This is a genomic window from Shinella zoogloeoides, from assembly GCF_022682305.1.
GTDB lineage: Bacteria > Pseudomonadota > Alphaproteobacteria > Rhizobiales > Rhizobiaceae > Shinella > Shinella zoogloeoides_B.
The window spans coordinates 2722774-2744685 of sequence record NZ_CP093528.1 but is presented as its reverse complement, the minus strand read 5'-3'; the positions used below and the strand labels follow the sequence as shown (position 1 = coordinate 2744685).

20 protein-coding genes are annotated in these 21912 nt (G+C 65.0%); 13 read left to right on the top strand and 7 right to left on the bottom strand.

The genetic code is table 11. The annotated features are described in order from the left end of the window. Nucleotides 1–24: 24 nt before the first annotated feature. Nucleotides 25–837 (bottom strand): 3'(2'),5'-bisphosphate nucleotidase CysQ, encoded by an 813-nt coding sequence (gene cysQ, locus MOE34_RS13700; RefSeq protein WP_242217720.1) that lies wholly within the window; start codon nt 835–837, stop codon nt 25–27. A 144-nt stretch (nt 838–981) separates the two neighbouring features. Between cysQ and MOE34_RS13695 the strand changes: the two genes are divergently transcribed. From MOE34_RS13695 to MOE34_RS13635, 13 genes are all read left to right on the top strand, one after another. Next, entirely contained in the window at nt 982–2232 is a 1251-nt protein-coding gene (locus MOE34_RS13695) for a sarcosine oxidase subunit beta family protein (RefSeq protein WP_242217718.1), read from the top strand. 8 nt (nt 2233–2240) lie between these two features. Then, nucleotides 2241–2516, top strand: a complete 276-nt coding sequence (locus tag MOE34_RS13690) for a sarcosine oxidase subunit delta (RefSeq protein ID WP_242217716.1) — start codon at nt 2241–2243, stop codon at nt 2514–2516. Beyond that, nucleotides 2513–5470, top strand: a complete 2958-nt coding sequence (locus MOE34_RS13685; RefSeq protein WP_242217715.1) for a sarcosine oxidase subunit alpha family protein — start codon at nt 2513–2515, stop codon at nt 5468–5470. Before MOE34_RS13690 ends, MOE34_RS13685 begins: the two co-directional genes overlap by 4 nt. A 10-nt stretch (nt 5471–5480) precedes the next feature. Continuing rightward, nucleotides 5481–6035 (top strand): sarcosine oxidase subunit gamma, encoded by a 555-nt coding sequence (locus MOE34_RS13680; RefSeq protein ID WP_242217713.1) that lies wholly within the window; start codon nt 5481–5483, stop codon nt 6033–6035. A 286-nt stretch (nt 6036–6321) separates the two neighbouring features. After that, on the top strand, nt 6322–7224 hold the full coding sequence (locus tag MOE34_RS13675) for a branched-chain amino acid ABC transporter permease (RefSeq protein ID WP_242217711.1): 903 nt from the start codon (nt 6322–6324) through the stop codon (nt 7222–7224). Nucleotides 7225–7228: 4 nt separating this feature from the next. Beyond that, nucleotides 7229–8620, top strand: a complete 1392-nt coding sequence (livM, locus tag MOE34_RS13670) for a high-affinity branched-chain amino acid ABC transporter permease LivM (protein ID WP_242217709.1) — start codon at nt 7229–7231, stop codon at nt 8618–8620. After that, complete coding sequence (locus MOE34_RS13665; protein WP_242217708.1) at nt 8620–9507, top strand: ABC transporter ATP-binding protein; 888 nt, start codon at nt 8620–8622, stop codon at nt 9505–9507. Before livM ends, MOE34_RS13665 begins: the two co-directional genes overlap by 1 nt. Continuing rightward, nucleotides 9507–10232, top strand: a complete 726-nt coding sequence (locus tag MOE34_RS13660; RefSeq protein ID WP_242217707.1) for an ABC transporter ATP-binding protein — start codon at nt 9507–9509, stop codon at nt 10230–10232. Before MOE34_RS13665 ends, MOE34_RS13660 begins: the two co-directional genes overlap by 1 nt. Nucleotides 10233–10260: 28 nt before the next feature. Continuing rightward, nucleotides 10261–10605: a DUF6867 family protein gene (locus tag MOE34_RS13655; RefSeq protein WP_242217706.1), complete on the top strand. Its 345-nt coding sequence runs from the start codon at nt 10261–10263 to the stop codon at nt 10603–10605. 113 nt (nt 10606–10718) lie between these two features. Further along, nucleotides 10719–11837: a branched-chain amino acid ABC transporter substrate-binding protein gene (locus tag MOE34_RS13650; RefSeq protein ID WP_242217705.1), complete on the top strand. Its 1119-nt coding sequence runs from the start codon at nt 10719–10721 to the stop codon at nt 11835–11837. Between the two features lie 208 nt (nt 11838–12045). Continuing rightward, nucleotides 12046–12300: a DUF1272 domain-containing protein gene (locus MOE34_RS13645; protein ID WP_242217704.1), complete on the top strand. Its 255-nt coding sequence runs from the start codon at nt 12046–12048 to the stop codon at nt 12298–12300. A 2-nt stretch (nt 12301–12302) separates the two neighbouring features. After that, nucleotides 12303–12719 (top strand): lysozyme inhibitor LprI family protein, encoded by a 417-nt coding sequence (locus MOE34_RS13640; protein ID WP_242217702.1) that lies wholly within the window; start codon nt 12303–12305, stop codon nt 12717–12719. An 8-nt stretch (nt 12720–12727) separates the two neighbouring features. Beyond that, nucleotides 12728–13342, top strand: coding sequence for a Urease operon accessory protein (locus MOE34_RS13635; RefSeq protein ID WP_242217701.1), 615 nt, complete (start codon nt 12728–12730; stop codon nt 13340–13342). 6 nt (nt 13343–13348) lie between these two features. Here MOE34_RS13635 and MOE34_RS13630 read toward each other — a convergent pair whose 3' ends face one another. The 6 genes from MOE34_RS13630 to MOE34_RS13605 all read right to left on the bottom strand — a co-directional run bounded on the left by MOE34_RS13630 (nt 13349) and on the right by MOE34_RS13605 (nt 21911). Then, nucleotides 13349–14032, bottom strand: coding sequence for a Crp/Fnr family transcriptional regulator (locus MOE34_RS13630; RefSeq protein WP_242217699.1), 684 nt, complete (start codon nt 14030–14032; stop codon nt 13349–13351). 150 nt (nt 14033–14182) lie between these two features. Continuing rightward, nucleotides 14183–17494, bottom strand: a complete 3312-nt coding sequence (locus MOE34_RS13625) for an efflux RND transporter permease subunit (protein WP_242217697.1) — start codon at nt 17492–17494, stop codon at nt 14183–14185. A gap of 139 nt (nt 17495–17633) precedes the next feature. Then, nucleotides 17634–18836, bottom strand: a complete 1203-nt coding sequence (locus MOE34_RS13620) for an efflux RND transporter periplasmic adaptor subunit (RefSeq protein ID WP_242217695.1) — start codon at nt 18834–18836, stop codon at nt 17634–17636. Nucleotides 18837–19145: 309 nt separating this feature from the next. Further along, nucleotides 19146–20138, bottom strand: a complete 993-nt coding sequence (locus tag MOE34_RS13615; protein ID WP_160786338.1) for an ABC transporter substrate-binding protein — start codon at nt 20136–20138, stop codon at nt 19146–19148. A gap of 22 nt (nt 20139–20160) precedes the next feature. Continuing rightward, on the bottom strand, nt 20161–21030 hold the full coding sequence (locus MOE34_RS13610) for an ABC transporter permease (protein ID WP_242217694.1): 870 nt from the start codon (nt 21028–21030) through the stop codon (nt 20161–20163). Continuing rightward, nucleotides 21027–21911 (bottom strand): ABC transporter permease, encoded by an 885-nt coding sequence (locus tag MOE34_RS13605; protein ID WP_242217692.1) that lies wholly within the window; start codon nt 21909–21911, stop codon nt 21027–21029. The genes MOE34_RS13610 and MOE34_RS13605 overlap by 4 nt, the downstream gene beginning before the upstream one ends. Between the last annotated feature and the right edge of the window lies 1 nt (nt 21912).

Genomic DNA, 21912 nt, shown 5'->3' with positions numbered 1-21912 from the left:
GAATGGCCCCGCCGCGCGGCGGGGCTATTTCGTTTTCCAGCCCGCGCGCGCGGCGATGAAGTTCGGATTGGCGAAGTCCGCGTCGTGCGGCTGGTTGCGCTTGCCGTAGGCGAGGAGCGCGCCGTCAAGCGTGCGCGTCTCGCCGCCCGCCGCGCGCAACACGGCGTCGCCGGCGGCCGTATCCCATTCCATCGTGCGGCTGAAGCGCGGATAGACGTCGGCAAGGCCCTCGGCGACGAGGCAGAATTTCAGTGACGAGCCGATGGCCGTGCAGGCGTCGATGCCGTGGTCGTCGAGGAAGCGCGCCGTCTCCGGTGTATCGTGCGAGCGGCTGGCGACGGCGGTGACCGCTGAACTGTGGTCGCGGCAGCCGATTGCCCGGCGTTCGCCGATGATGCCTTCCGTGATGGAGAAGCGCTCGGCGCGGTTCTCCACCGCCGTAAATCCGGTCGACAGCGCCGGGGCGAGGACGATGCCGGCAATTGGCGCGCCGTTCTGGATGAGGGCGATGTTGACGGTGAACTCGCTACGGCCGGCGATGAATTCCTTCGTGCCGTCGAGCGGATCGACGAGGAAGAACAGGCCGGCGGAGATATCGGGCACATGGCCTGCCGCGACCGCTTCCTCGGCAACGATAGGGATGGCGGGAAATTGCTGCCGCAGGGCCGCGAGAATCAGCCGCTCGGCCTCCTCGTCCGCCTCGGTGACAGGCGAGCTGTCGAGCTTGATCTGTACCTCCGGCCCCACGCTGTGAATAGCCATGATCGCCCGGCCGGCCGAAAGGGCGGCAGATTCCATGACCTGTTTGAGTGCTGCGGGATCGGGTTGCATGTCCATGGCTTAGTCGCGGTAGGGTGTGAAAGCAAATGCGCGTTTCGCGGAGTATGTGGAAAGAGTGCCGCTCGCGGCGCCTGCGACGATGCCACGCCTTGCCGTTTGTGCGGCATATGCGAATGTGGGGGAACTGATCCGGGATTTCGCATGCGCTACTCCGCCCTTTCCATCTTCAAGCAGGCCCTCGCCGGAAACCTCGGCTGGAAACCCGTCTGGCGCGAGCCGCAGCCGAAACCGCATTACGATGTGATCATCGTCGGCGGCGGCGGGCATGGGCTGGCGACGGCCTATTATCTCGCGAAGGAATTCGGCATCCGCAATGTCGCGGTGGTGGAGAAGGGCTATCTCGGCTCCGGCAATGTCGGCCGCAACACGACCATCGTGCGCTCCAACTACATGCTGCCCGGCAACGAGCCGTTCTACGAATTCTCGCTGAAGCTCTGGGAAGGGCTGGAGCGGGAACTGAACTACAATGTGATGCTGTCGCAGCGCGGCATCATCAGCCTCTATCACAACGACAGCCAGCGCGATCACTACACCCGGCGCGGCAATGCGATGATGATGGAGGGCGTGGCGGCCGAGCAGCTCGACCGCGAGACGCTGATGAAGATGCTGCCCTTCCTCAATTTCGACCATGCGCGCTTCCCCATCGTCGGCGGTCTTCTGCAGCGGCGCGCCGGCACGGCGCGGCACGATGCGGTCGCCTGGGGCTTTGCGCGCGGGGCGGACCGGCTCGGCGTCGATCTCATCCAGAATTGCGAAGTGACCGGCATCCGCCGGGAAAACGGCGTCGTGACGGGCGTCGAGACGTCGAAGGGTTTCATCGGTTGCAACCGGCTGGCGCTTGCCGCCGCCGGCAACAGTTCCCGCGTCGGCGAAATGGCAGGGCTGAAGCTGCCGCTCGAAAGCCACATTCTGCAAGCTTTCGTGACCGAGGGACTGAAACCCTGCATCGACCATGTCATCACCTATGGCGCCGGCCATTTCTACATCTCCCAGTCCGACAAGGGCGGGCTGGTCTTCGGGGCGGAGATCGACGGTTACTCCTCCTATGCGCAGCGCGGTAATCTCGCGACGGCGGAACATGTCATGGAGGAGGGGGTGACGATGATCCCCGGCCTGTCGCGCGTGCGGGTGCTGCGCGCCTGGGGCGGCGTCATGGACATGTCGATGGATGGCTCGCCGATCATCGACCGCACGCCCATCGAGAACCTCTACCTGAATTGCGGCTGGTGCTACGGCGGCTTCAAGGCGACGCCCGCCTCGGGCTTCTGCTTCGCGCATCTGATCGCCCGGGGCGAGAGCCATCACGTGGCGCGCGCCCTGCGGCTCGACCGGTTCGAGCGCGGTTTCCCCATCGACGAGGCGGGCGCCGGCGCCCAGCCGAACCTGCATTGAGCTGAGCCATGGCGAGCCTGATCCCCTGTCCGCATTGCGGCATACGTCCCAAGGAAGAATTCACGATCCGCGGCGATGCCACGCCCGCCCGCCCCGCGCCGCTGGCGGCGGACGAGATCTGGCACGATTATGTCCATCTGCGCGTCAATCCGCGCGGGCGCATCCGCGAGCATTGGCAGCATGTCGCCGGCTGTCGCCGCTGGCTGGTGGTGGAACGGGACAATTTCACCCATGAGGTCTTCGCCGTGACGGACGCCGCGGCGGAGAGGGGAGGCGCGCAATGACCGCCTATCGCCTCGCCTCCGGGGGTCTGATCGACCGCAGCCATGCCCTGCGCTTCTCCTTCGACGGGGCTGACCTCGCCGGCCATGCCGGCGACACGCTGGCCTCGGCGCTGCTCGCCAGCGACCGGCTGCTCGTCGGCCGCAGTTTCAAGTATCACCGTGCGCGCGGGATCGTGACGGCAGGCCCTTCCGAGCCGAATGCGCTGGTCACCATCGGCAGCGGCGCGCGGCGCGATCCAAATACGAAGGCGACGGTCGCCGAGCTTTACGACGGTCTCGTCGCCGCCAGCCAGAACCGCTGGCCGAGCCTTGCCTGTGATATCGGCGCGGCGAACGGCCTGATGTCGCGCTTTTTCTCGGCCGGCTTCTACTACAAGACTTTCATGTGGCCCTCGGCCTTCTGGGAAAAGGTCTACGAGCCGCTGATCCGCCGCGCTGCCGGCCTCGGCCGCACGGCGCTGCCGCCCGATCCGGACAGCTACGAGAAAAGCTGGGCGCATTGCGACCTGCTGGTCGTCGGCTCCGGTCCGGCGGGCCTTGCGGCGGCGCTGGTCGCGGCGCGGTCGGGCCTGCGCGTCATCCTTGCCGAGCAGGATTTCGTGCTCGGCGGTGCATTGCTTTGCGAGACGGCGCGGCTGGATGGCGAGGCGCCCTATATCTTCGCCCGGCGGGTGACGGACGAGTTGCAGAACAGCCCGAACGTTACCCTGTTGCCGCGCACCACCGTCTTCGGCTGGTACGACGACAACGTCTTCGGTGCGGTGGAGCGGGTGCAGAAGCACGGCGCGACAATCGACACGGCAAGGCCGGTGGAGCGCCTGTGGCGCATCGTGGCGAAGCACGCGATCCTTGCGACCGGCGCGGAGGAGCGCCCGCTGGTCTTCGGCGGAAACGACCGGCCGGGCATCATGGCGGCCAGCGCCGCCAGCGCCTATGCCAATCGCTACGGTGTCGCCGCCGGCAAGGCGGTCGTCATCTACACCAACGGTTCGTCCGGCTATCGCACGGCGGAGGATCTTGCGGCGCAGGGCGTCGGCATCGCCGCGCTCATCGACAGCCGGGCGGATGCCGCCGACAGCGCGCCGGAGGGCGTCCGGCTCATTCGCGGCGGCTCCATCGTCGATACGAAGGGGCGTCATCGCGTCCGCTCCATCGTCGCCGATCGCGGGGGCTTCGAGGAGTTGATCGCCTGCGACGCGGTGGCGATGTCGGGCGGCTGGAACCCGGTCATCCATCTCGCCTGCCAGCGTGGCGGGCGGCCGGTCTGGGCGCCAGCCCTGCAGACCTTCCTTGCGCCGGATGCCGGCCCGGGCCTTGCGATGGCCGGTGCGGCGGCCGGGCGCTATCGCCTTGCCGAATGCTTCGAGGACGGCGCGCGCAAGGCGGCGGCCTTGGTGGCGGCACTCGGGCGCCCGGTCGCGGATTTCACGTCTCCCGCCGTCGGCGAACAGGCCGATCCGTCCTTCACGGCGCTCTGGCATGTGCCGGGGGCGAAATCCAAGGCCTTCGTGGATTTCCAGAACGACGTGCATACCGGGGACCTCGGCCTTGCCGTGCGCGAGGGCTTCGGCCATGTCGAGCATGCCAAGCGCTATACAACGAGCGGCATGGCGACCGACCAGGGCAAGCTCGGCAATGTCAACGCCATCGGCATCCTTGCCGCCATGCGCGGCGTCAGCCCCGCCGACGTCGGTACGACGACGTTCCGGCCGTTCTACACGCCCGTCTCCTTCGGGGCGCTGGCGGGGACCGCTATCGGCGAGCATGCCATGCCCGTCCGCCGCTCGCCGCTGCATGGCTGGGCGGCGGCGAACGGCGCGGCCTTCGTCGATTCCGGGTTGTGGTACCGCCCATCCTGGTTTCCGAAAGCCGGGGAGAAGACCTGGCGGGAAAGCGTCGACCGCGAAGTGCGCACCGTGCGCGCGCATGCCGGTCTCTGCGATGTCTCGACGCTCGGCAAGATCGAGGTCTTCGGGCTGGATGCCGCCGAGTTTCTCGACCGGCTTTATTGCAATCCCGTGCTGAAACTGCCGGTCGGCAAGGCGCGCTACGGCCTCATGCTGCGCGAGGACGGCATGGTCTATGACGACGGCACCGTGAGCCGGCTGGCGGAGGCGCATTTTCTCGTCACGACGACGACCGCCATGGCGGGCGGCGTGCTGTCGCATATGGAGTTTGCCGCACAGGTGCTCTGGCCGGAGCTGCGGGTGCGCTTCCTCTCCGTCTCCGATCAATGGGCGCAGATGTCGCTCGCCGGGCCGAAGGCGCGTGCCATCCTGCAGGCCGTGGTCGAGGACGATGTGTCCAACGCGGCCTTCCCGTTCCTGGCTGGCCGCGAGGTGCGGCTGAAGGGCAATCTCAGGGCGCGGCTCTTCCGCATTTCCTTCTCCGGCGAGCTTGCCTATGAGCTGGCGGTGCCGGCCGGATACGGCGAGGCAGTGGCGGACGCCCTGATGCGGGCAGGCGAGCCGCACGGCCTTTGCGCCTACGGTGTCGAGGCGCTGAACGTGCTGCGCATCGAGAAGGGGCATGTGACCCATGCCGAATTCGATGGCCGCGTGACGCCGGACGATGCTGGCCTCGGGCGCATGATGGGTGCGTCCAAGCCGGATTTCATCGGCAAGCGCCTGTCCGCCCGCTTCGGCCTGACCGCCGCCGACCGCGCGCAGCTCGTCGGTCTTCGGGCGCTGGAGGCCGATCAGGACCTGCGGGCCGGCGCGCACCTGCTCAAGGACGGAGCCAAGCCCTCGACGCTGAACGACCAGGGCTGGGTCAGCTCCGCCTGCTTCTCGCCGACGCTCGGCGGGCATATCGCGCTTGCTTTCCTCAAGTCCGGCCGAGAGCGATATGGCGAGAAGATCGTGGTATGGGACCGGCTGCGCGGCGTCGAGACCATGGCGGAGGTCTGCAGTCCGGTCTTCGTCGATCCGGAAAACCACAAGCTGACGACGTGAGGTGAGGGCGATGGCTTACGACTATCAGGCGACGCATGCGCTGGACGGCACCATCGGAGCGATCTCCGAGCATCGGCCGAATCATCTGGCGGTCCATCGCACGCCGGCGCTTGCCGTGGTGTTGGCCGCACCGGGCTGTTTTGCCGAAGTCGCAGCCCTTCTTGCCGCGGACGGTTCGGTCGAGGCGCGTTTCTGCGGCCCCGGGGAATGGCTGGTGCTGGCCGAAGCGCATGCGCCGGAAACGCTCGTCGCCGAACTCGAAGCCCGGTTCGGCGCGCGCGCCCATGTCTGCGACCAGAGCCACGGGCGCGTCGTCATCACGCTCAGCGGCCCCGATGCGGCCCGCATCCTGGCGAATGGCATCGCCGTCGACCTGCATCCGGAGGCCTTTCCTGTCGGCCGGGCGGCGAATGCCCGCTGCAATCACCTCGCCGTCAATCTCGCCCGGACCGGCGAGGCGCGCTTCGATCTTGTCGTGGCCCGCAGCTTCGCGCAGGCGCTGGTGGACGACCTGAAGACGATGGCCCGCGGCCACCATCTGTCGGTCGATTTCGCCACGCGCTGAAACCGGCCGATGCAGCCTGCCGTGATTGTCCCGAAATGGGACGGCGGTTTGCAACTTTCGTGCACGTTTTTGGGCAAAAGTGCCGATTCCTCCGCCCATTTTTTGGTTTCCATGGCGTTAAAGGCGTCATCCGGCGCTTCTTTCCAAAGAAATTGTCGATCCAGGCTTTTTGGGCTTCCCTTTTGCATCGAAAGCGGTATGGAATCCGCATTGTCCAAACAAGCTCGAAAAGAGCGACAAAAACAAGAGATGCGGGCCCATCAGGAACTGCATCCGGGGGATTTATATGGAGTATTTCGTCCAGCAGCTCGTCAACGGGCTGACGCTTGGCTCGATTTATGGTCTGATAGCCATCGGCTACACCATGGTTTACGGCATCATCGGCATGATCAACTTCGCCCATGGCGATATCTTCATGCTTGGCGGATTTGCCGCTCTCATCACCTTCCTCGTCCTGACCAGCGTGTTCGTCGGCCTTCCGGTCGTCCTCCTGCTGCTGGTCATGATCGCCGCAGCGATGCTCACCGCATCGCTGTGGAACTGGACGATCGAGAAGGTTGCCTATCGGCCGCTACGCGGATCCTTCCGCCTCGCGCCGCTGATCACCGCCATCGGCATGTCGATCGCGCTGTCCAACTTCATCCAGGTGACCCAGGGCCCGCGCAACAAGCCGATCCCGCCGCTGGTGTCCTCGGTCTACAACGTCTTCGGCATCGCGATCTCGCTCAAGCAGATCATCATCATGGTGCTGACGGTCGTGCTGCTGACGACCTTCTGGTATATCGTCAACAAGACCTCGCTTGGTAGAGCGCAACGTGCAACCGAACAGGACCGCAAGATGGCGGCGCTGCTCGGCATCGACGTGGACCGCACGATCTCCGTGACCTTCATCATGGGCGCCTCGCTCGCTGCCGTCGCCGGCACCATGTACCTGATGTATTACGGCGTGACCGTCTTCACCGACGGCTTCATCCCGGGCGTCAAGGCCTTCACGGCCGCGGTTCTGGGCGGCATCGGCTCGCTGCCGGGCGCCGTTCTCGGCGGCCTTCTCATCGGCCTTATCGAGAGCCTGTGGTCCGCCTACTTCACCATCGACTACAAGGACGTCGCGACGTTCTCCATCCTCGCCATCGTCCTGATCTTCAAGCCGTCCGGTATTCTCGGACGACCGGAAGTCGAGAAGGTTTGATTTCATGTCCAACATTTCCAACACCCATGAGAGCGCCGGCGGGAACCTGACGGCGCGGGCTCTGCGCGAGGGCTTTTTTGCCGGCCTCGTCGCACTCGGCCTCTTCGTCCTCTTCGTCGGTCTCGAGACCACGCAGAACATCCGCAACGAGCTTGTGCTGAACCAGCGCTGGGGCCTGCTCGCGATCTTCGTGATCATCGCTGCTGTCGGCCGTTTCCTCTCCGTAGCCTATATCCGCCCCTTCATGGCCGCCCGCAAGGCAGCGGCCGCCTCGAAGACGGGCGTGGATACGGAAGAAAGCTTCTTCAAGCGCAACTTCAGCAAGATCGCCATCGTCGCGCTGCTCTTCTACCCGCCGCTGATGATCATGCTTTTCGGCGTGCAGGGCTCGCTGAAGTGGGTCGACAACTTCGGCATCCAGATCCTCATCTACGTGATGCTCGCCTGGGGCCTGAACATCGTGGTCGGCCTCGCCGGCCTGCTCGACCTCGGCTACGTCGCCTTCTATGCGGTCGGCGCCTATTCCTATGCGCTCCTGTCGCAGCAGTTCGGCTTCTCCTTCTGGGTGCTCCTGCCGCTCGCCGGCATCCTCGCCGCCTTCTGGGGCATGATCCTCGGCTTCCCGGTGCTGCGCCTGAAGGGCGACTACCTCGCCATCGTGACGCTTGCCTTCGGTGAGATCATCCGCCTCGTCCTGATCAACTGGACGGAAGTGACCAGGGGCACCTTCGGCGTCTCGGGCATTCCCAAGGCCTCGGTTTTCGGCATCTGGTCCTTCGACGTTTCCGCGCCGAACAACTTCGCCAAGGCCTTCGGCCTGCCGATGTCCTCGGCCTACTACAAGGTCTTCCTGTTCTATCTCATCCTGGCGCTGGCCCTGCTCACCGCCTATGTGACGATCCGCCTGCGCCGCATGCCGATCGGCAGGGCCTGGGAAGCCCTGCGCGAAGACGAGATCGCCTGCCGTTCGCTCGGCATCAACACGGTGACGACCAAGCTGACGGCCTTCTCCATCGGCGCGATGTTCGGCGGCTTCGCCGGCTCCTTCTTCGCCGTGCGCCAGGGTTTCGTCTCGCCGGAAAGCTTCGTGTTCCTCGAATCGGCGATCATCCTCGCCATCGTGGTTCTCGGCGGCATGGGTTCGCTCGTCGGCATCGCCATCGCGGCGGCCGTCATGGTCGGCGGCACCGAGCTGCTGCGCGAGATGACCTTCCTGAAGGCCATCTTCGGGCCGGACTTCACGCCTGAACTCTACCGCATGCTGATCTTCGGCCTCGCCATGGTCGTGGTCATGGTCTGGAAGCCGCGCGGCTTCGTCGGAAGCCGTGAGCCGACTGCCTTCCTCAAGGAACGCAAGTCCGTCTCCGGCAGCTTCACCAAGGAAGGGCACGGCTGATGGCGCCCGAGACGAAGATAGCGACGAATACGATGACGAAAGATCCCATCCTGAAAGTCGAGCATCTCTCGATGCGCTTCGGTGGCCTCATGGCCATCAACGACCTGTCCTTCGAAGCCTATCGCGGAGATATCACCGCGCTGATCGGCCCGAACGGCGCGGGCAAGACCACGGTCTTCAACTGCGTGACCGGCTTCTACAAGCCGACCATGGGCATGATCACCATGCGCCAGAAGGCGGGCAAGGAATTCCTGCTGGAGCAGATGACCGACTTCGAGGTCAACCGCGACGCCAAGGTGGCGCGCACCTTCCAGAACATCCGGCTCTTCTCGGGCCTGACGGTTCTGGAGAACCTGCTCGTCGCCCAGCACAACATGCTGATGAAGGCGTCCGGCTACACGGTCCTCGGCCTGCTCGGCCTGCCGACCTACAAGAAGGCCGCGGCGGAATCGATCGATATCGCCCGCTACTGGCTGGAAAAGGCCGATCTCATCGATCGCGCCGACGATCCGGCGGGCGACCTGCCCTACGGTGCCCAGCGGCGTCTCGAAATCGCCCGCGCCATGTGCACGGGGCCGGAATTCCTGTGCCTCGACGAGCCGGCCGCCGGTCTCAACCCGCGCGAGTCGCTCGCGCTCAACGAACTCCTGCGCTCCATCCGCAAGGATAGCGGCACGTCGATCCTGCTCATCGAGCACGACATGTCGGTCGTCATGGAAATCTCCGACCATGTGGTCGTGCTCGAATACGGGCAGAAGATTTCCGATGGCACGCCGGACCATGTGAAGAACGATCCGAAGGTTATCGCGGCCTATCTCGGTGTCGAAGATGATGAGGTCGAAGAGGTGATCGAAGAGATTGAAGACACGCAGGGAGGGCCGCACTGATGAGCGACATGCTTCTCAGCGTCCGGGGCGTGGAGACCTACTACGGCAATATCCGCGCGCTCGCCGGCGTCGATGTCGAGGTCAAGAAGGGTGAGATCGTCTCGCTGATCGGCGCGAACGGCGCCGGCAAATCGACCCTGATGATGACGATCTGCGGCAGCCCGCAGGCCCGCACCGGTACCGTCACCTTCGACGGCGAGGACATCACGCGCCTGCCGACGCACCTTATCGCCCGCCGCCGCATCGCGCAGTCGCCGGAAGGTCGCCGCATCTTCCCGCGCATGACCGTGTTCGAAAACCTCCAGATGGGCGCGAGCCTCGACAATCTGAAGTATTTCAGCGAGGACGTGGAGAAGATTTTCACGCTCTTCCCGCGGCTCAAGGAGCGTCAGGCCCAGCGCGGCGGCACGCTTTCGGGCGGCGAGCAGCAGATGTTGTCCATCGGCCGCGCGCTGATGGCCCGGCCCAAGCTGCTGCTGCTCGATGAGCCGTCGCTGGGTCTTGCGCCGCTGATCGTCAAGGGCATCTTCGACGCCATCAAGGTCCTGAACCAGACCGAGGGGCTGACCGTGTTCCTCGTCGAACAGAACGCCTTTGCCGCCCTCAAGCTCTCCGACCGTGCCTATGTGATGGTCAACGGGCAGGTGACGATGAGCGGTTCGGGCAAGGAACTTCTGGCCAATCCTGAGGTGCGCGCAGCCTATCTCGAAGGCGGCAGGCACTAGGGCGGATCCGGTAGGGGAGACAAGAACAATGCAGGGAATTCTCTACGAAGAACCGTCGGTCTGGCAGTTCCTCTTCATCACCGTCATCATGGGCGGCTGGACGGCGTGGCGCACGGGCAAGAGCGTTGCGGAGAACTGGCAGAGCTATGGAACGCTGGTCGTCTACGTGCTGCTTCTCGGCGCGGCGATCCGCTTCATCCACCATGCGCTCTTCCACGGCACCATGGTGTCGCCGCAATACTATGTCGTGGACACTGTCGTTCTTTTGTTGTTTGCTACGCTCGGCTATCGCTACTACCGTACGCGGCAGATGACCAACAACTACTATTGGCTCTATGAAAAGGCCTCGCCTTTTTCCTGGAAGTCCAAGTAACCAGAGGGAACTCCGCAGCCGGTTTCCGGCTGCGGCATAAGGATATCGGCGCAATGAATGCGGGTGTTGCGACCGGTTGAAACCAACCCGCTATAAATTTTGGGAGTAACACTATGAAGAAGTCTCTCATGTCGGCTGTTGCTTTGGCTGCAATGGTCGCCTTCAGCGGCAGCGCCTGGGCCGACATCCTGATCGGCGTCGGCGGCCCGCTGACCGGCCCGAACGCCGCATTCGGCGCGCAGATCCAGAAGGGCGTCGAGCAGGCTGCTGCCGACATCAACGCTGCCGGCGGCATCAATGGCGAGCAGATCAAGGTCGTGCTCGGCGACGACGTTTCGGACCCGAAGCAGGGCGTTTCGGTCGCCAACAAGTTCGTCGCTGACGGCGTGAAGTTCGTTGTCGGTCACTTCAACTCGGGCGTTTCCATCCCGACGTCGGAAATCTATGCCGAAAACGGCATCCTGCAGGTTTCCCCGGCTTCCACCAACCCGACCTACACGGAACGCGGCCTGTGGAACACCTTCCGTACCTGCGGCCGTGACGACCAGCAGGGCGCCGTAGCAGGCTCCTACATCGCCGCCAACTTCAAGGACGCCAAGGTTGCCGTCCTGCACGACAAGACCCCGTATGGTCAGGGCCTTGCCGATGAAACCAAGAAGGCGATGAACGAAGCCGGCATCACCGAAGCCATCTACGAAGGCGTCAACATCGGCGACAAGGACTTCTCCGCTCTCATCGCCAAGATGAAGGAAGCCGGCGTTTCCGTCGTCTACTGGGGCGGCCTGCACACCGAGTTCGGCCTGATGGAACGCCAGGCTGCCGACCAGGGCCTGAAGGCAACCTTCATGTCCGGCGACGGCATCGTTTCGAACGAACTGGCCTCGATCGCCGGCGACGCCGTCGACGGCACGCTGATGACCTTCGCGCCGGATCCGCGCAAGAACGAATCCGCCAAGGAGCTCGTCGAGAAGTTCCGCGCTGCCGGCTTCGAACCTGAAGCCTACACGCTCTACTCCTACGCCGCTCTCCAGGTCATCGCCGAAGCCGCCAAGGCTGCCGGCAGCAGCGACCCGCAGGCCGTTGCCGAAGCCATCAAGGCGAAGGGTCCGTTCAAGACCGCCATCGGCGACCTCGGCTTCGACGAAAAGGGCGACATCACCCGTCCGGACTACGTCATGTACACCTGGAAGAAGGGTGACGACGGCAAGTACACCTACGTCGAGAACCAGTAATCGGTTCACGGAACGGGCGGCGCATGCACGCCGCCCGGCCGCTTCGATCTTCAAGCCCGGCTTCGCGCCGGGCTTTTTCGTTTCTGCGCGGCGGAAAATGGGAGCACGCCCCATTTCGCTCTTGCGCGACGGTGTGCCCATGCCGACAATCCGGCGCGAACCCCGCGCGTGACGGATGTCCGCCCCGCCTTTCCGTAAACGGTGGACCATGCTGGAACTGAGACCGAACTGCGAATGCTGCGATCGCGACCTGCCGCCGGAAAGCCCGGAGGCGATGATCTGCACCTTCGAATGCACATTCTGCGCCGGCTGCGTCTCGACGGTGCTTGGCGGGGTCTGCCCCAATTGCGGCGGCGGCTTCACGCCGCGGCCCATCCGTCCCGCCGCGCTGCTGGGCAAGTATCCGCCGGCCACGCGGCGCGTCCTCAAGGCCGAGGGTTGCAAGCCGGCCGGGGCGGCGTGAGGATGCCCGACTTCCGTTTGGGGTTTGCTGCGGCCGTCCTGCTGATCTCCGCTCTCGCCGCCCTTGCGCAGGACGGCGCACCGACGCTGGACTGCGGAAAGGCCACGGCGCAGCCTGATCTCAACGATTGCGCCTATCGCGACTACGAGGCCGCGGATGCGGACCTCAATGCCGAATACCGCAAGGCGCTGGTCAAGGCGCGGGTGCTGGACGGTGAGTATGATGGGCAGCCGGTTGCCGTCGATGCCCTCAAGAGCGCCCAGCGCGCCTGGATCGGTTATCGCGATGGTCAATGCGTTTTGGCAGGCCTTCAGGCACGAGGCGGGCAGGCGGAGGCCATGCTGGTTTCAGGCTGCCTTGCCGAGTTGACGCGCAGCCGGACGCAGGAATTGAGAGAATTCGCGGAACGGGAAGGGTAGGGGCCGCCATGATGCGCCGGATCGCTATCGTCGGGAACGGTTCCGTACCGGAAGGGCTGGCGGAGACCATCGACAACTCCGATATGGTCATCCGCTTCAACCTTTGCCGTTCGGCCGGCCGGGGCGGCTTGCGGACGGATGTTGTCGCGGTCTGCAACACCGGCCGGCCGGCGCTGGAAATGCTTGCCGGAGGGCAATGGAAGGCCAGTGAGAGCGTGCGGCAGGCCAAGGAGATCTGGTGCGTGCGCGCGGCGGAGACCTTTGCCGCGTTGCGTGGGCCGCTGTCGCGCAGCCACCCCGACCTTGACGATTTCTGCGATGATTATACGGCCGGTTTTGCGGCTTTCTGCAAGGCGACCGGCCGGTCCTTGAAGATTGTCCCGGCCGCGGCCCATCGGGCGCTGGAGGCCTCGCTGGCCGCCTTCGATCCATCACCCTATGTCGTGCCGAGTTCGGGGCTGGTCACCATCGCTCATGTTCTGGAGAGCGTGGCGGCGGCGGGAGACAGGGTTTTCATCGCCGGCTTCGGCCACGAGGGCTGGCAATGGCATCCCTTTTCCGCGGAGCGGCGCTGGGTCGAGGCCTATATCGCCGCCGGGCGTCTGGAACGCCTCGACCGTTGATTGCCGTCAGATCCGCCGCAGGGCTTCCGGATCGCCTATATGGACGAGGCGACCGCGCACGCTGACGCCGTGGTTGCGCAGCATCGAGAAAGCGCGGGACAGCGCCTCGGGCGCGAGGCCGAGCTTTCCGGCCAGCAGGCTCTTCTGGTAGGGCAGGCGGAAGCTTGCGGGCTTGCCGTCCGCCGTGCAATGCGCGAGCAGATAATGCGCGACGCGCTGCGGCGCGGTGTGCAGCCGGTCGTCGGCAAGGCTTGCGAAGGCCTTGGCAAGCTGGCCTGACAGCGAGGCGGCAAGGGCCATGGCGAGGTCCGTCCGGCGGCTCGCAATATCGCGCACGCGCTTGAGGTCGAACCGGGCGATCAGCGAGGGTTCCGCGGCCTGGGCGGTGGCGCGGTAGCGGCTGCCGTCGAGGACCAGGCTTGCGCCGATCAGGTCACCGGGGCCGTAAAGCTCCACGTCGGCTTCCCGGCCGTCCGGGTCGAGCTTGTAGACACGCACATAGCCGGAAAGCACGCAATGCAACATATCCGCCGGTTCACCCTCGCGGAACAGCATCTGGCGGGCCGGCAGGCTGCCGATGGACGCGATCTCCATCATTGCCGCGACGCTTTCCACGCCAAGCACGGAAAGAAGACCCGAATTGAGAAGGGTTTCGCGTTCCCGGGCGCCGGGTTTCATCAGCCTGTTCATCGATCTCACTCCATGCTCCCGCAGGCGTCGTCCGAATTTCGATGACAGAACGATAGTCGAGGTCGGGGAAGTCTTACTTGATTTCGATCAATGAATATGAAAACGGCCGGGCCGACGTTCGTCGGCCCGGCCGTTTGTGTTCCCTGCGGTTTACTCGGCGGCGAGCGGCGAGTGATGCACCACGCTGAAGGGCTTGCGCTCGCCGTTCTTCTTCTCGAGCGTTTCGATGCGCTTTTCCAGATCGCTGACGTCGCGAGCGGTCCGTTCGGCGAGGCGGGTGAGGGCCTCCGGCTCCATTGCCAGCAGCTCGTCGTCCTTCTTGCCGACGAAGCGGCCGAAGAGCCAGCCGAGGAAGCGCGACACGTCGTCCATGATGAGGAAGAAGGACGGCACGACGACCAGCGACAGCACGGTCGAGACGATGATGCCGCCGATCACCGCGATCGCCATGGGCGAGCGGAACGAGCCGCCCTCGCCAACGCCGAGCGCGGAGGGCAGCATGCCGGCGGACATGGCGATGGAGGTCATGACGATGGGGCGCGCGCGCTTGCGGCCGGCCTCGATCATGGCTTCCACCCGGTCCATGCCGTGGTGCATCATCTCGATGGCGAAATCGACGAGCAGGATGGCGTTCTTCGTCACGATGCCCATCAGCATGAGGATGCCGATGAGAACGGGCATGGAAAGCGCGTTCTGCGTCAGGATCAGGCCTGCCGCCACGCCGCCGATAGCGAGCGGCAGCGAGAGCAGGATGGTGAAGGGCTGGATCACGTCCTTGAAGAGCAGGATCAGCACCATCAGCACCAGCAGCAAGCCGAGCAGCATGGCATTGCCGAAGGACTGCTGCATCTCGGCCTGCACTTCCGCGTCACCGCTTTCGGTGAACTGGACCGTCGGCGGCATGTCGATGCTGCCCGCGATCTCCTTGAAGCGGGCGGTGGCGGTATCGAGCGCGACGCCCTGACGGAGGTCCGAGCCGATGGAGACGACGCGGTTGCGGTTATGCCGCTTCACCGAGCTCGGGCCTTCCGAATAGTCGATGTCGGCTACGGAGGAGAGCGGCACGAACTGGCCACCGGCCGTCTGGATCTTCAGGTTGCGGATGGCGGAAAGATCGGTGCGGAAGCCGCGGTCGACCTGCACCCGGATCGGGATCAGGCGGTCGTCGAGCGAGACCTTGCTGAGCTGGGAATCGATGTCGCCGATGGTGGCGACGCGCACGACTTCCGAGATTTGCGCGGTGGTGATGCCGAGGCGGGCCATCTGGTCGTCGCGCGGGCGGATCTGCAGCTCCGGCCGCGGCAGCGAGCCTTCCGAGCTGACATTGGACAGGACCGGATCGGCACGCAGCTTGGCTTCCAGAACGGCGACGGTGTTGTTGAGGTCCGCCTCGTTGTTGGACAGCAGGTTGAAGGCAAGGTCACGCTCGCCGCGGTCGTTGAGCTTGATGATGCGTACATCCGGGATATCGCGCAGGGTCGCGAAGATTTCCTTCTCGATATCCCATTGCGGACGCAGGCGGCCCTTGGCCTCCAGCTTCGGCAGGTATTGGCCAATCACGGGAATGCCGCCGAGCACGTCGTTCACCAGCTTGTGGGCGAGCGAATGCTCCAGCTTGTCGAGGATGACGGTCACGGAAGCGCGGCGCAGTTCTAGGTCGCCCTTCGGCGAGGAGCCGCCGAGTACGAAGACGCTCTGCACGCCGTCGATGTCCTTGACGCGATCATAGATCTGCGTCGTCGTGCGGTCCGTGTCGTCCAGCATCGCATCCGGCGGCAGCTCGACGGAGAGCACGACGCGCGAGGCGTCTTCCGGCGGCAGGAAGCTGCCGGGCACGGTGGAGAGCAGGGCGACGGAGGCGACGAGGAAGGCGATGGCGGCGGCAAGCGTCGCATAGCGGGTGTACCACTTGCCCGTCGTCTTTCTGACGAGCCAGGTATATCCGCGCATGAAGGGGCCTTCCTCTTCCTCGCCATGGCCGTCCGCATCGCCCGAGCGCATGAGATAGGCCGCCATGACGGGCGTGATAAGGCGGGCGACGACGAGGGAGAAGAACACCGCGACGGCGACAGTCAGGCCGAACTGGATGAAATACTGGCCCGGAATGCCCGGCATGAACGAGACCGGCACGAAGACCGCGATGATGGTGAAGGTCGTCGCGATGACGGCGAGGCCGATTTCGTCGGCGGCGTCGATGGCGGCGCGGTAGGGCGTCTTGCCCATGCGGATGTGCCGCGCGATGTTCTCGATCTCCACGATGGCGTCGTCGACGAGGATGCCGGTGGCGAGCGTCAGCGCCAGGAACGAGACGAGGTTCAGCGAGAAGCCCAGCAGGTCCATGATGAAGAAGGTGGGGATGGCCGACAGCGGCAGCGCCACCGCGGAGATCAGCGTCGCCCGCCAGTTGCGCAGGAAGAGCAGCACGACGATGACGGCGAGAAGCGCGCCCTCCATCAGCGTGTGAAGCGCCGCCTCGTAATTGCCGTAGGTGAAGTAGACGGCGTCGTCGATCAGCTCGATGGAGACGTCGGGATATTGCGTCCGCACCTTGTCGAGCGACTTGGCGACGGATTCGGCCACCGTCACCTCGCTCGCGCCCTTGGAGCGGAAGACTGCGAAGGTGACGACGGGGTTGCCGTTGAAGCGCGAGAAGGAGCGCGGCTCCTCATAGGTGTCGGTGATCCTGCCAAGCTCGGACAGCCGCACGAAGCGCCCGTTCGGCAGGGCGATCATCGTGTTGGTGAGCTTTTCGACCGAGCGGGCGTCGCCCAGCGTGCGGATCGCCTGCTCGGCGCCGGCGATCTGGCCGCGGCCGGAACCGACATCGGCGTTCATGCTGCGGATCTGGCGGTTCACGTCGGCGGCCGAGATGCCGAAGGATTCGAGCTTGTCCGGGTTGAGGTCGACGCGCACCTCACGGTCGGCGCCGCCGAAGCGGTCGATCTTGCCGATGCCGGGCTGGCCTTGCAGGGCGCGCTTGACCTTGTCGTCGACGAACCACGACAGCTCTTCCAGCGTCATGTTCGGCGAGGAGACGGCGAAGGACTGGATCGCCTGGCCTTCCACGTCGATCTTCGTGACGACCGGCTCCTCGACGGAGGCGGGCAGGTCGCTGCGGATGCGGTCGATGGCGTCCTTGACGTCCTGCAGCGCCTGGTTCGTCGGCTTTTCGATCTTGAAGAGCACGGAGGTGACGGAGCTGCCGTCGGTGACGGTCGACATGATGTCATCGACGCCCTCGATGCCGGCGACCGCGTCCTCGATCTCCTTGGTGACCTGAACCTCAAGCTCGGCCGGGGCCGCGCCGCTCTGCGTCACGGAAATGGCGACGATGGGCACGTCGATATTCGGAAAGCGCGTGATCGGCAGCGCGTAGAACGACTGGATGCCGACATAGATCAGCAGGAAGAAGGCAAGCAGCGGCGCAATCGGATTGCGAATGGACCAAGCTGAAAAATTCATGTCCCCGAAGTCCTTGTTGAGAGACCGGATGTTGCTCGGGTTCCGGCCTCTTCCGGATCACCCGCATGCCACCGGACGTCTCGCCCGGCATTGCTTCCGCAGCCTGCGGAAGCGGTCCCGCCGCGGCGGAGCGCTCGTGTCATTTCGTGGCCGAGGCCTGCTCGCCATGCACCGGGTTGATCCGGTCACCGTCGCGGACATAGGCGCCGGCCTTGGCGACCACCTCGTCGCCGGTGGCAAGGCCGCTGACGATCTCGACGAGCTGGCCGTCCTGGATGCCGGTTTCGACCGGGACCAACGTGACGATGCCGTTCTCGACCTTGCGGGCCACCGTCTTGCCGTCCGCCGTGGTGATGGCGGAGAGCGGCAGGGCGATGCCCTTCTTTTCCGCCACGACGATCTCGGCGCTGGCGAACATGCCGGCGCGCGCCTTGTCCGGTTCGGTGAAGCGAATGTAGACGTGGCCGAGGCGGCTTTGCGGATCGAGTGTCGGTTCGACGAGGCGGACCGTGCCGGTGAGCTTCGCGGCGCCGCCGGCCAGCGTTACGGTGACCTTCTGTTCCGGTGCGAGCTTGAGCACGGCATCCTCGGCCACATCGGCCTTCAGCTCGATCTCGCCGTCGCGGATGACGGTGAAGAGCGGCGAGGCCGCGCCGGTCGCAATCGCGCCGATCTTGGCCGTGCGGGCGGAAACGATGCCGGCAACCGGCGATTTGACCGCCGTGCGGGCAAGCTTCAGGTCGATATCGTCGATCTGCGACTGGGCCACCTTTATGTCTGCCTGCGAGACCGAGATCGCCTGCTCGGCGGAATTGACGCGGGCGAGCGCCGCGTCGGCGGCCGCGACGGCCTGGTCGGCGGCGGCCTGCGACTGCGAACCGGATTTCACGAGTTTCTGCGCGCGGTCGCGGGCGCGGACGGCCTCGTCGGCATTGGCCCGGGCTTCGGCAAGCTGCGCCTTGATCTGCGCCAGCGCGGCCTCGGCCTTGGCGAGGGAAGCTTCGGTCTGGCTCTTCTGCAGGAGGAGGGCGTCGTCGTTCAGCGTGGCGAGCGTGCCGTCCTTCTCCACCCTGTCGCCGACATCGGCGGCGAGCGTGCGGATGGAAAGGCCCTCGACGAGCGGCGTGACGTAAACCTCTTCGACCGCCTGGATCGTGCCGGTGGCGATCACGCGGTCGACGATGGCATGGGGTTCGGCGGTCGTGACCACGATGGCCGGGAGATTCTGCGTCTGCTGCCCGGCCGTATCGCCCGGGGCCTCATCGGCGAGGGCGAGGACGGGCGTGGCCGTCATGACGGCGGCGACGGAAAAAGAGAGAATTGTCCTGCGTCCAGAAGCCATAGGCCGAACTTTCCCAAAAAGCATGAACTTTATGATCTTGATCCGGGCGATCTTCTTGTCGTTCTGCCGGACCCTATTGCCTGCCAGTATCGTGGATGCGGAACGGCTCCCCAGCCTGTTCCGGTCCAACTGTGCGGTCTATGTAATTGGCGCCCGCCATCCTTACAAGGGGCAACGGAATGGTGCCTCATTATTTTAGGCGCGTGGCATTTCCATGACAATGACGGTGTGTCGGCGCACCGGTTCCCGGTCCCTGAAACGAAACGTGCGGGGGCAAGCCCCCGCACGTTCTTGTTCTCGAAACGAGGATTACTTGAGGGCCTCGTCCGTGATCTCGTGGGTCCAGGCGCCCTGCGGCTCCTTGGAGATGACGGGGTCCGAGCCGCCGGCGAGCAGGGATTCGACCGTGCGCTTGTAGTCGGCCTCGTCGAGCGCGCCGTTGGAGCCGGCGGTCAGCTTGGCGACCTCGCCCATCATGAACTTCTGATGCGCTTCGGTCTGGGCGCCGGTGGAGTCGTTCTCAAGCACGATCCCGGCGGCTTCGTCCGGATTTTCCTCCGCATATTTCCAGCCCTTCATGGAGGCGCGCACGAATCGGACCATCTTGTCCTTGAAGGCCGGGTCCTTGAGCTTGTCCTCCATCACGTAGAGGCCGTCTTCCAGCGTCGCCACGCCCTGGTCCTCGTACTTGAAGGTGACGAGGTCCTCCGGCTTGATGCCGGCGTCGAGAACCTGGCCGTATTCGTTGTAGGTCATGGTCGAGATGCAGGCGGCCTGCTTCTGGATCAGCGGGTCGACGTTGAAGCCCTGCTTGAGCACCGTCACGCCGTCCGGTCCGCCTTCGGTCGGGATCTTCAGGTGGCTCATCCAGGACAGGAACGGATATTCGTTGCCGAAGAACCAGACGCCGAGCGTCTTGCCCTTGAAGTCCTCCGGTCCCTTGACGCCGGATTCCTTGAGGCAGGTCAGCATCATGCCCGAGGACTTGAAGGGCTGGGCGATGTTGACGAGCGGCACGCCCTTCTCGCGGCTGGCCAGCGCCGAGGGCATCCAGTCAACGATGACGTCCGCGCCGCCGCCGGCGATCACCTGCGCGGGGGCGATGTCCGGGCCGCCCGGCTTGATCTCGACGTCGAGGCCCTCTTCTTCATAGAAGCCCTTGTCCTTCGCGACATAATAGCCGCCGAACTGGGCCTGGGTGACCCATTTGAGTTGCAGCGTCACCTTGTCGGCGGCCCCTGCCTGGAACGCGGCAAGCGAGAAGGCGCTTGCCAGCAGCAGCGATGCGATCTTCGTTTTCATGTCAGTTCCCTCTTTCTTCTTGTTACGCCTGTCCACCGCGGACAGACGGATGCCAGAACGTGACGGCCCGCTCGATGAGCGCGACGATCCCGTAGAACAGGGAGCCAGCCACCGCGGCGATCGCGATTTCGGCCCAGACCATGTCGACATTCATGCGGCCCACTTCCGTGGAGATGCGGAAGCCCATGCCGACGATGGGCGTTCCGAAGAACTCGGCGACGATGGCGCCGATCAGCGCCAGCGTGGAATTGATCTTGAGGGCATTGAAGATGAAGGGCCAGGCGGCCGGAAGGCGCAGTTTCACCAGCGTCTGGAACCAGTCGGCGGCGTAGGTGCGCATCAGGTCGCGCTCTATGTGGCTCGTCGCGGCAAGGCCGGAGACGGTGTTCACCAGCATGGGGAAGAAGGTCATGATGACGACGACGGCGACCTTCGACTGCCAGTCGAAGCCGAACCACATGACCATGATGGGCGCGACGCCGATGACTGGCAGGGCGGAGACGAAATTGCCGAGCGGCAGCAGGCCCTTCTGCAGGAAGGGCGAGCGGTCGATGAGAATGGCGACGAGGAAGCCGAGGCCGCAGCCGAGCGCGTAGCCGACCAGCACGGATTTCAGGAAGGTCTGGCGGAAGTCGGCCCACAGTGTCGGGACGGAATTGATGAGCCGCGTCCAGATCATGCTCGGCGGCGGCAGGAGGACGGAGGGGATGTTGAAGCCCCGTACGATGCCTTCCCACAGGACGAGGATGGTGATGCCGAAGATGAGGGGCACGGCAAGGCGCGCGGCGCGGTCGGCTGCCGGGTTCAGGAACCTCCGGCGCACCAGCCACTCGTTGAATGCCCAGGCTGCGAGCCAGAAGATGACGGCGGCGATCAGGATCGATGCGTTCATGCCCGTGCCCCCATGCGCTTGAGGACGAGGCTATGGGCGAAGCCGACGATGATGACGAGCAGCGCCGCCACCGCGGCCGCCATGAAAAGCGCCGCCCAGATTTGCACCGTCTGGCCGTAATAGGAGCCAGCGAGGAGGCGCGCGCCGAGGCCGGCGACGGCGCCTGTCGGAAGCTCCCCGACGATGGCGCCGACGAGCGAGATGGCGACCGCCACCTTCAGCGAGGTGAAGAGATAGGGCATGGAGGCCGGCCAGCGCAGCTTCCAGAAGGTCTGCATGGCCGAGGCATTGTAGGTGTGCATCAGGTCGAGCTGGATCTGCTCCGGGCTGCGCAGGCCCTTCACCATGCCGACGACGATGGGGAAGAAGGAGAGATAGGTGGAGATCAGCGCCTTCGGCATCAGGCCGGAAATGCCGATGGCATTCAGCACGACGATGATCATCGGCGCGATGGCGAGAATGGGGATCGTCTGGCTGGCGATAACCCAGGGCATCAGCGAGCGGTCCATGGCGCGGTTGTGCACGATGGCGATGGCGAGCAGGATACCGAGTGCCGCACCCATGGCGAAGCCGAGCAGCGTGGCCGAAAGGGTGATCCAGGCGTGGTAGACGAGGCTGCGCTTGGAGGTGATCGCCTTGTTGACAGTGGTGTCCCACAGTTCGGCGAAGACCTGGTGCGGTGCCGGCAGCACCGGCCGCTCCTGTACCATGGTCTTCGGCAGAAGCTCCATGAAGCCGATGCTGGTTCCGGCGCGCGCGGCCGTATCGCGCTCGAAGGGCGCGTTCAACACGACGACGAAGACGTACCAGAGGGCGAGGAGGGCGATAAGCACGGTGCCTATCGGGAGCAGGCGGTCACGAAGGAAACTTGCCTGTTCCATG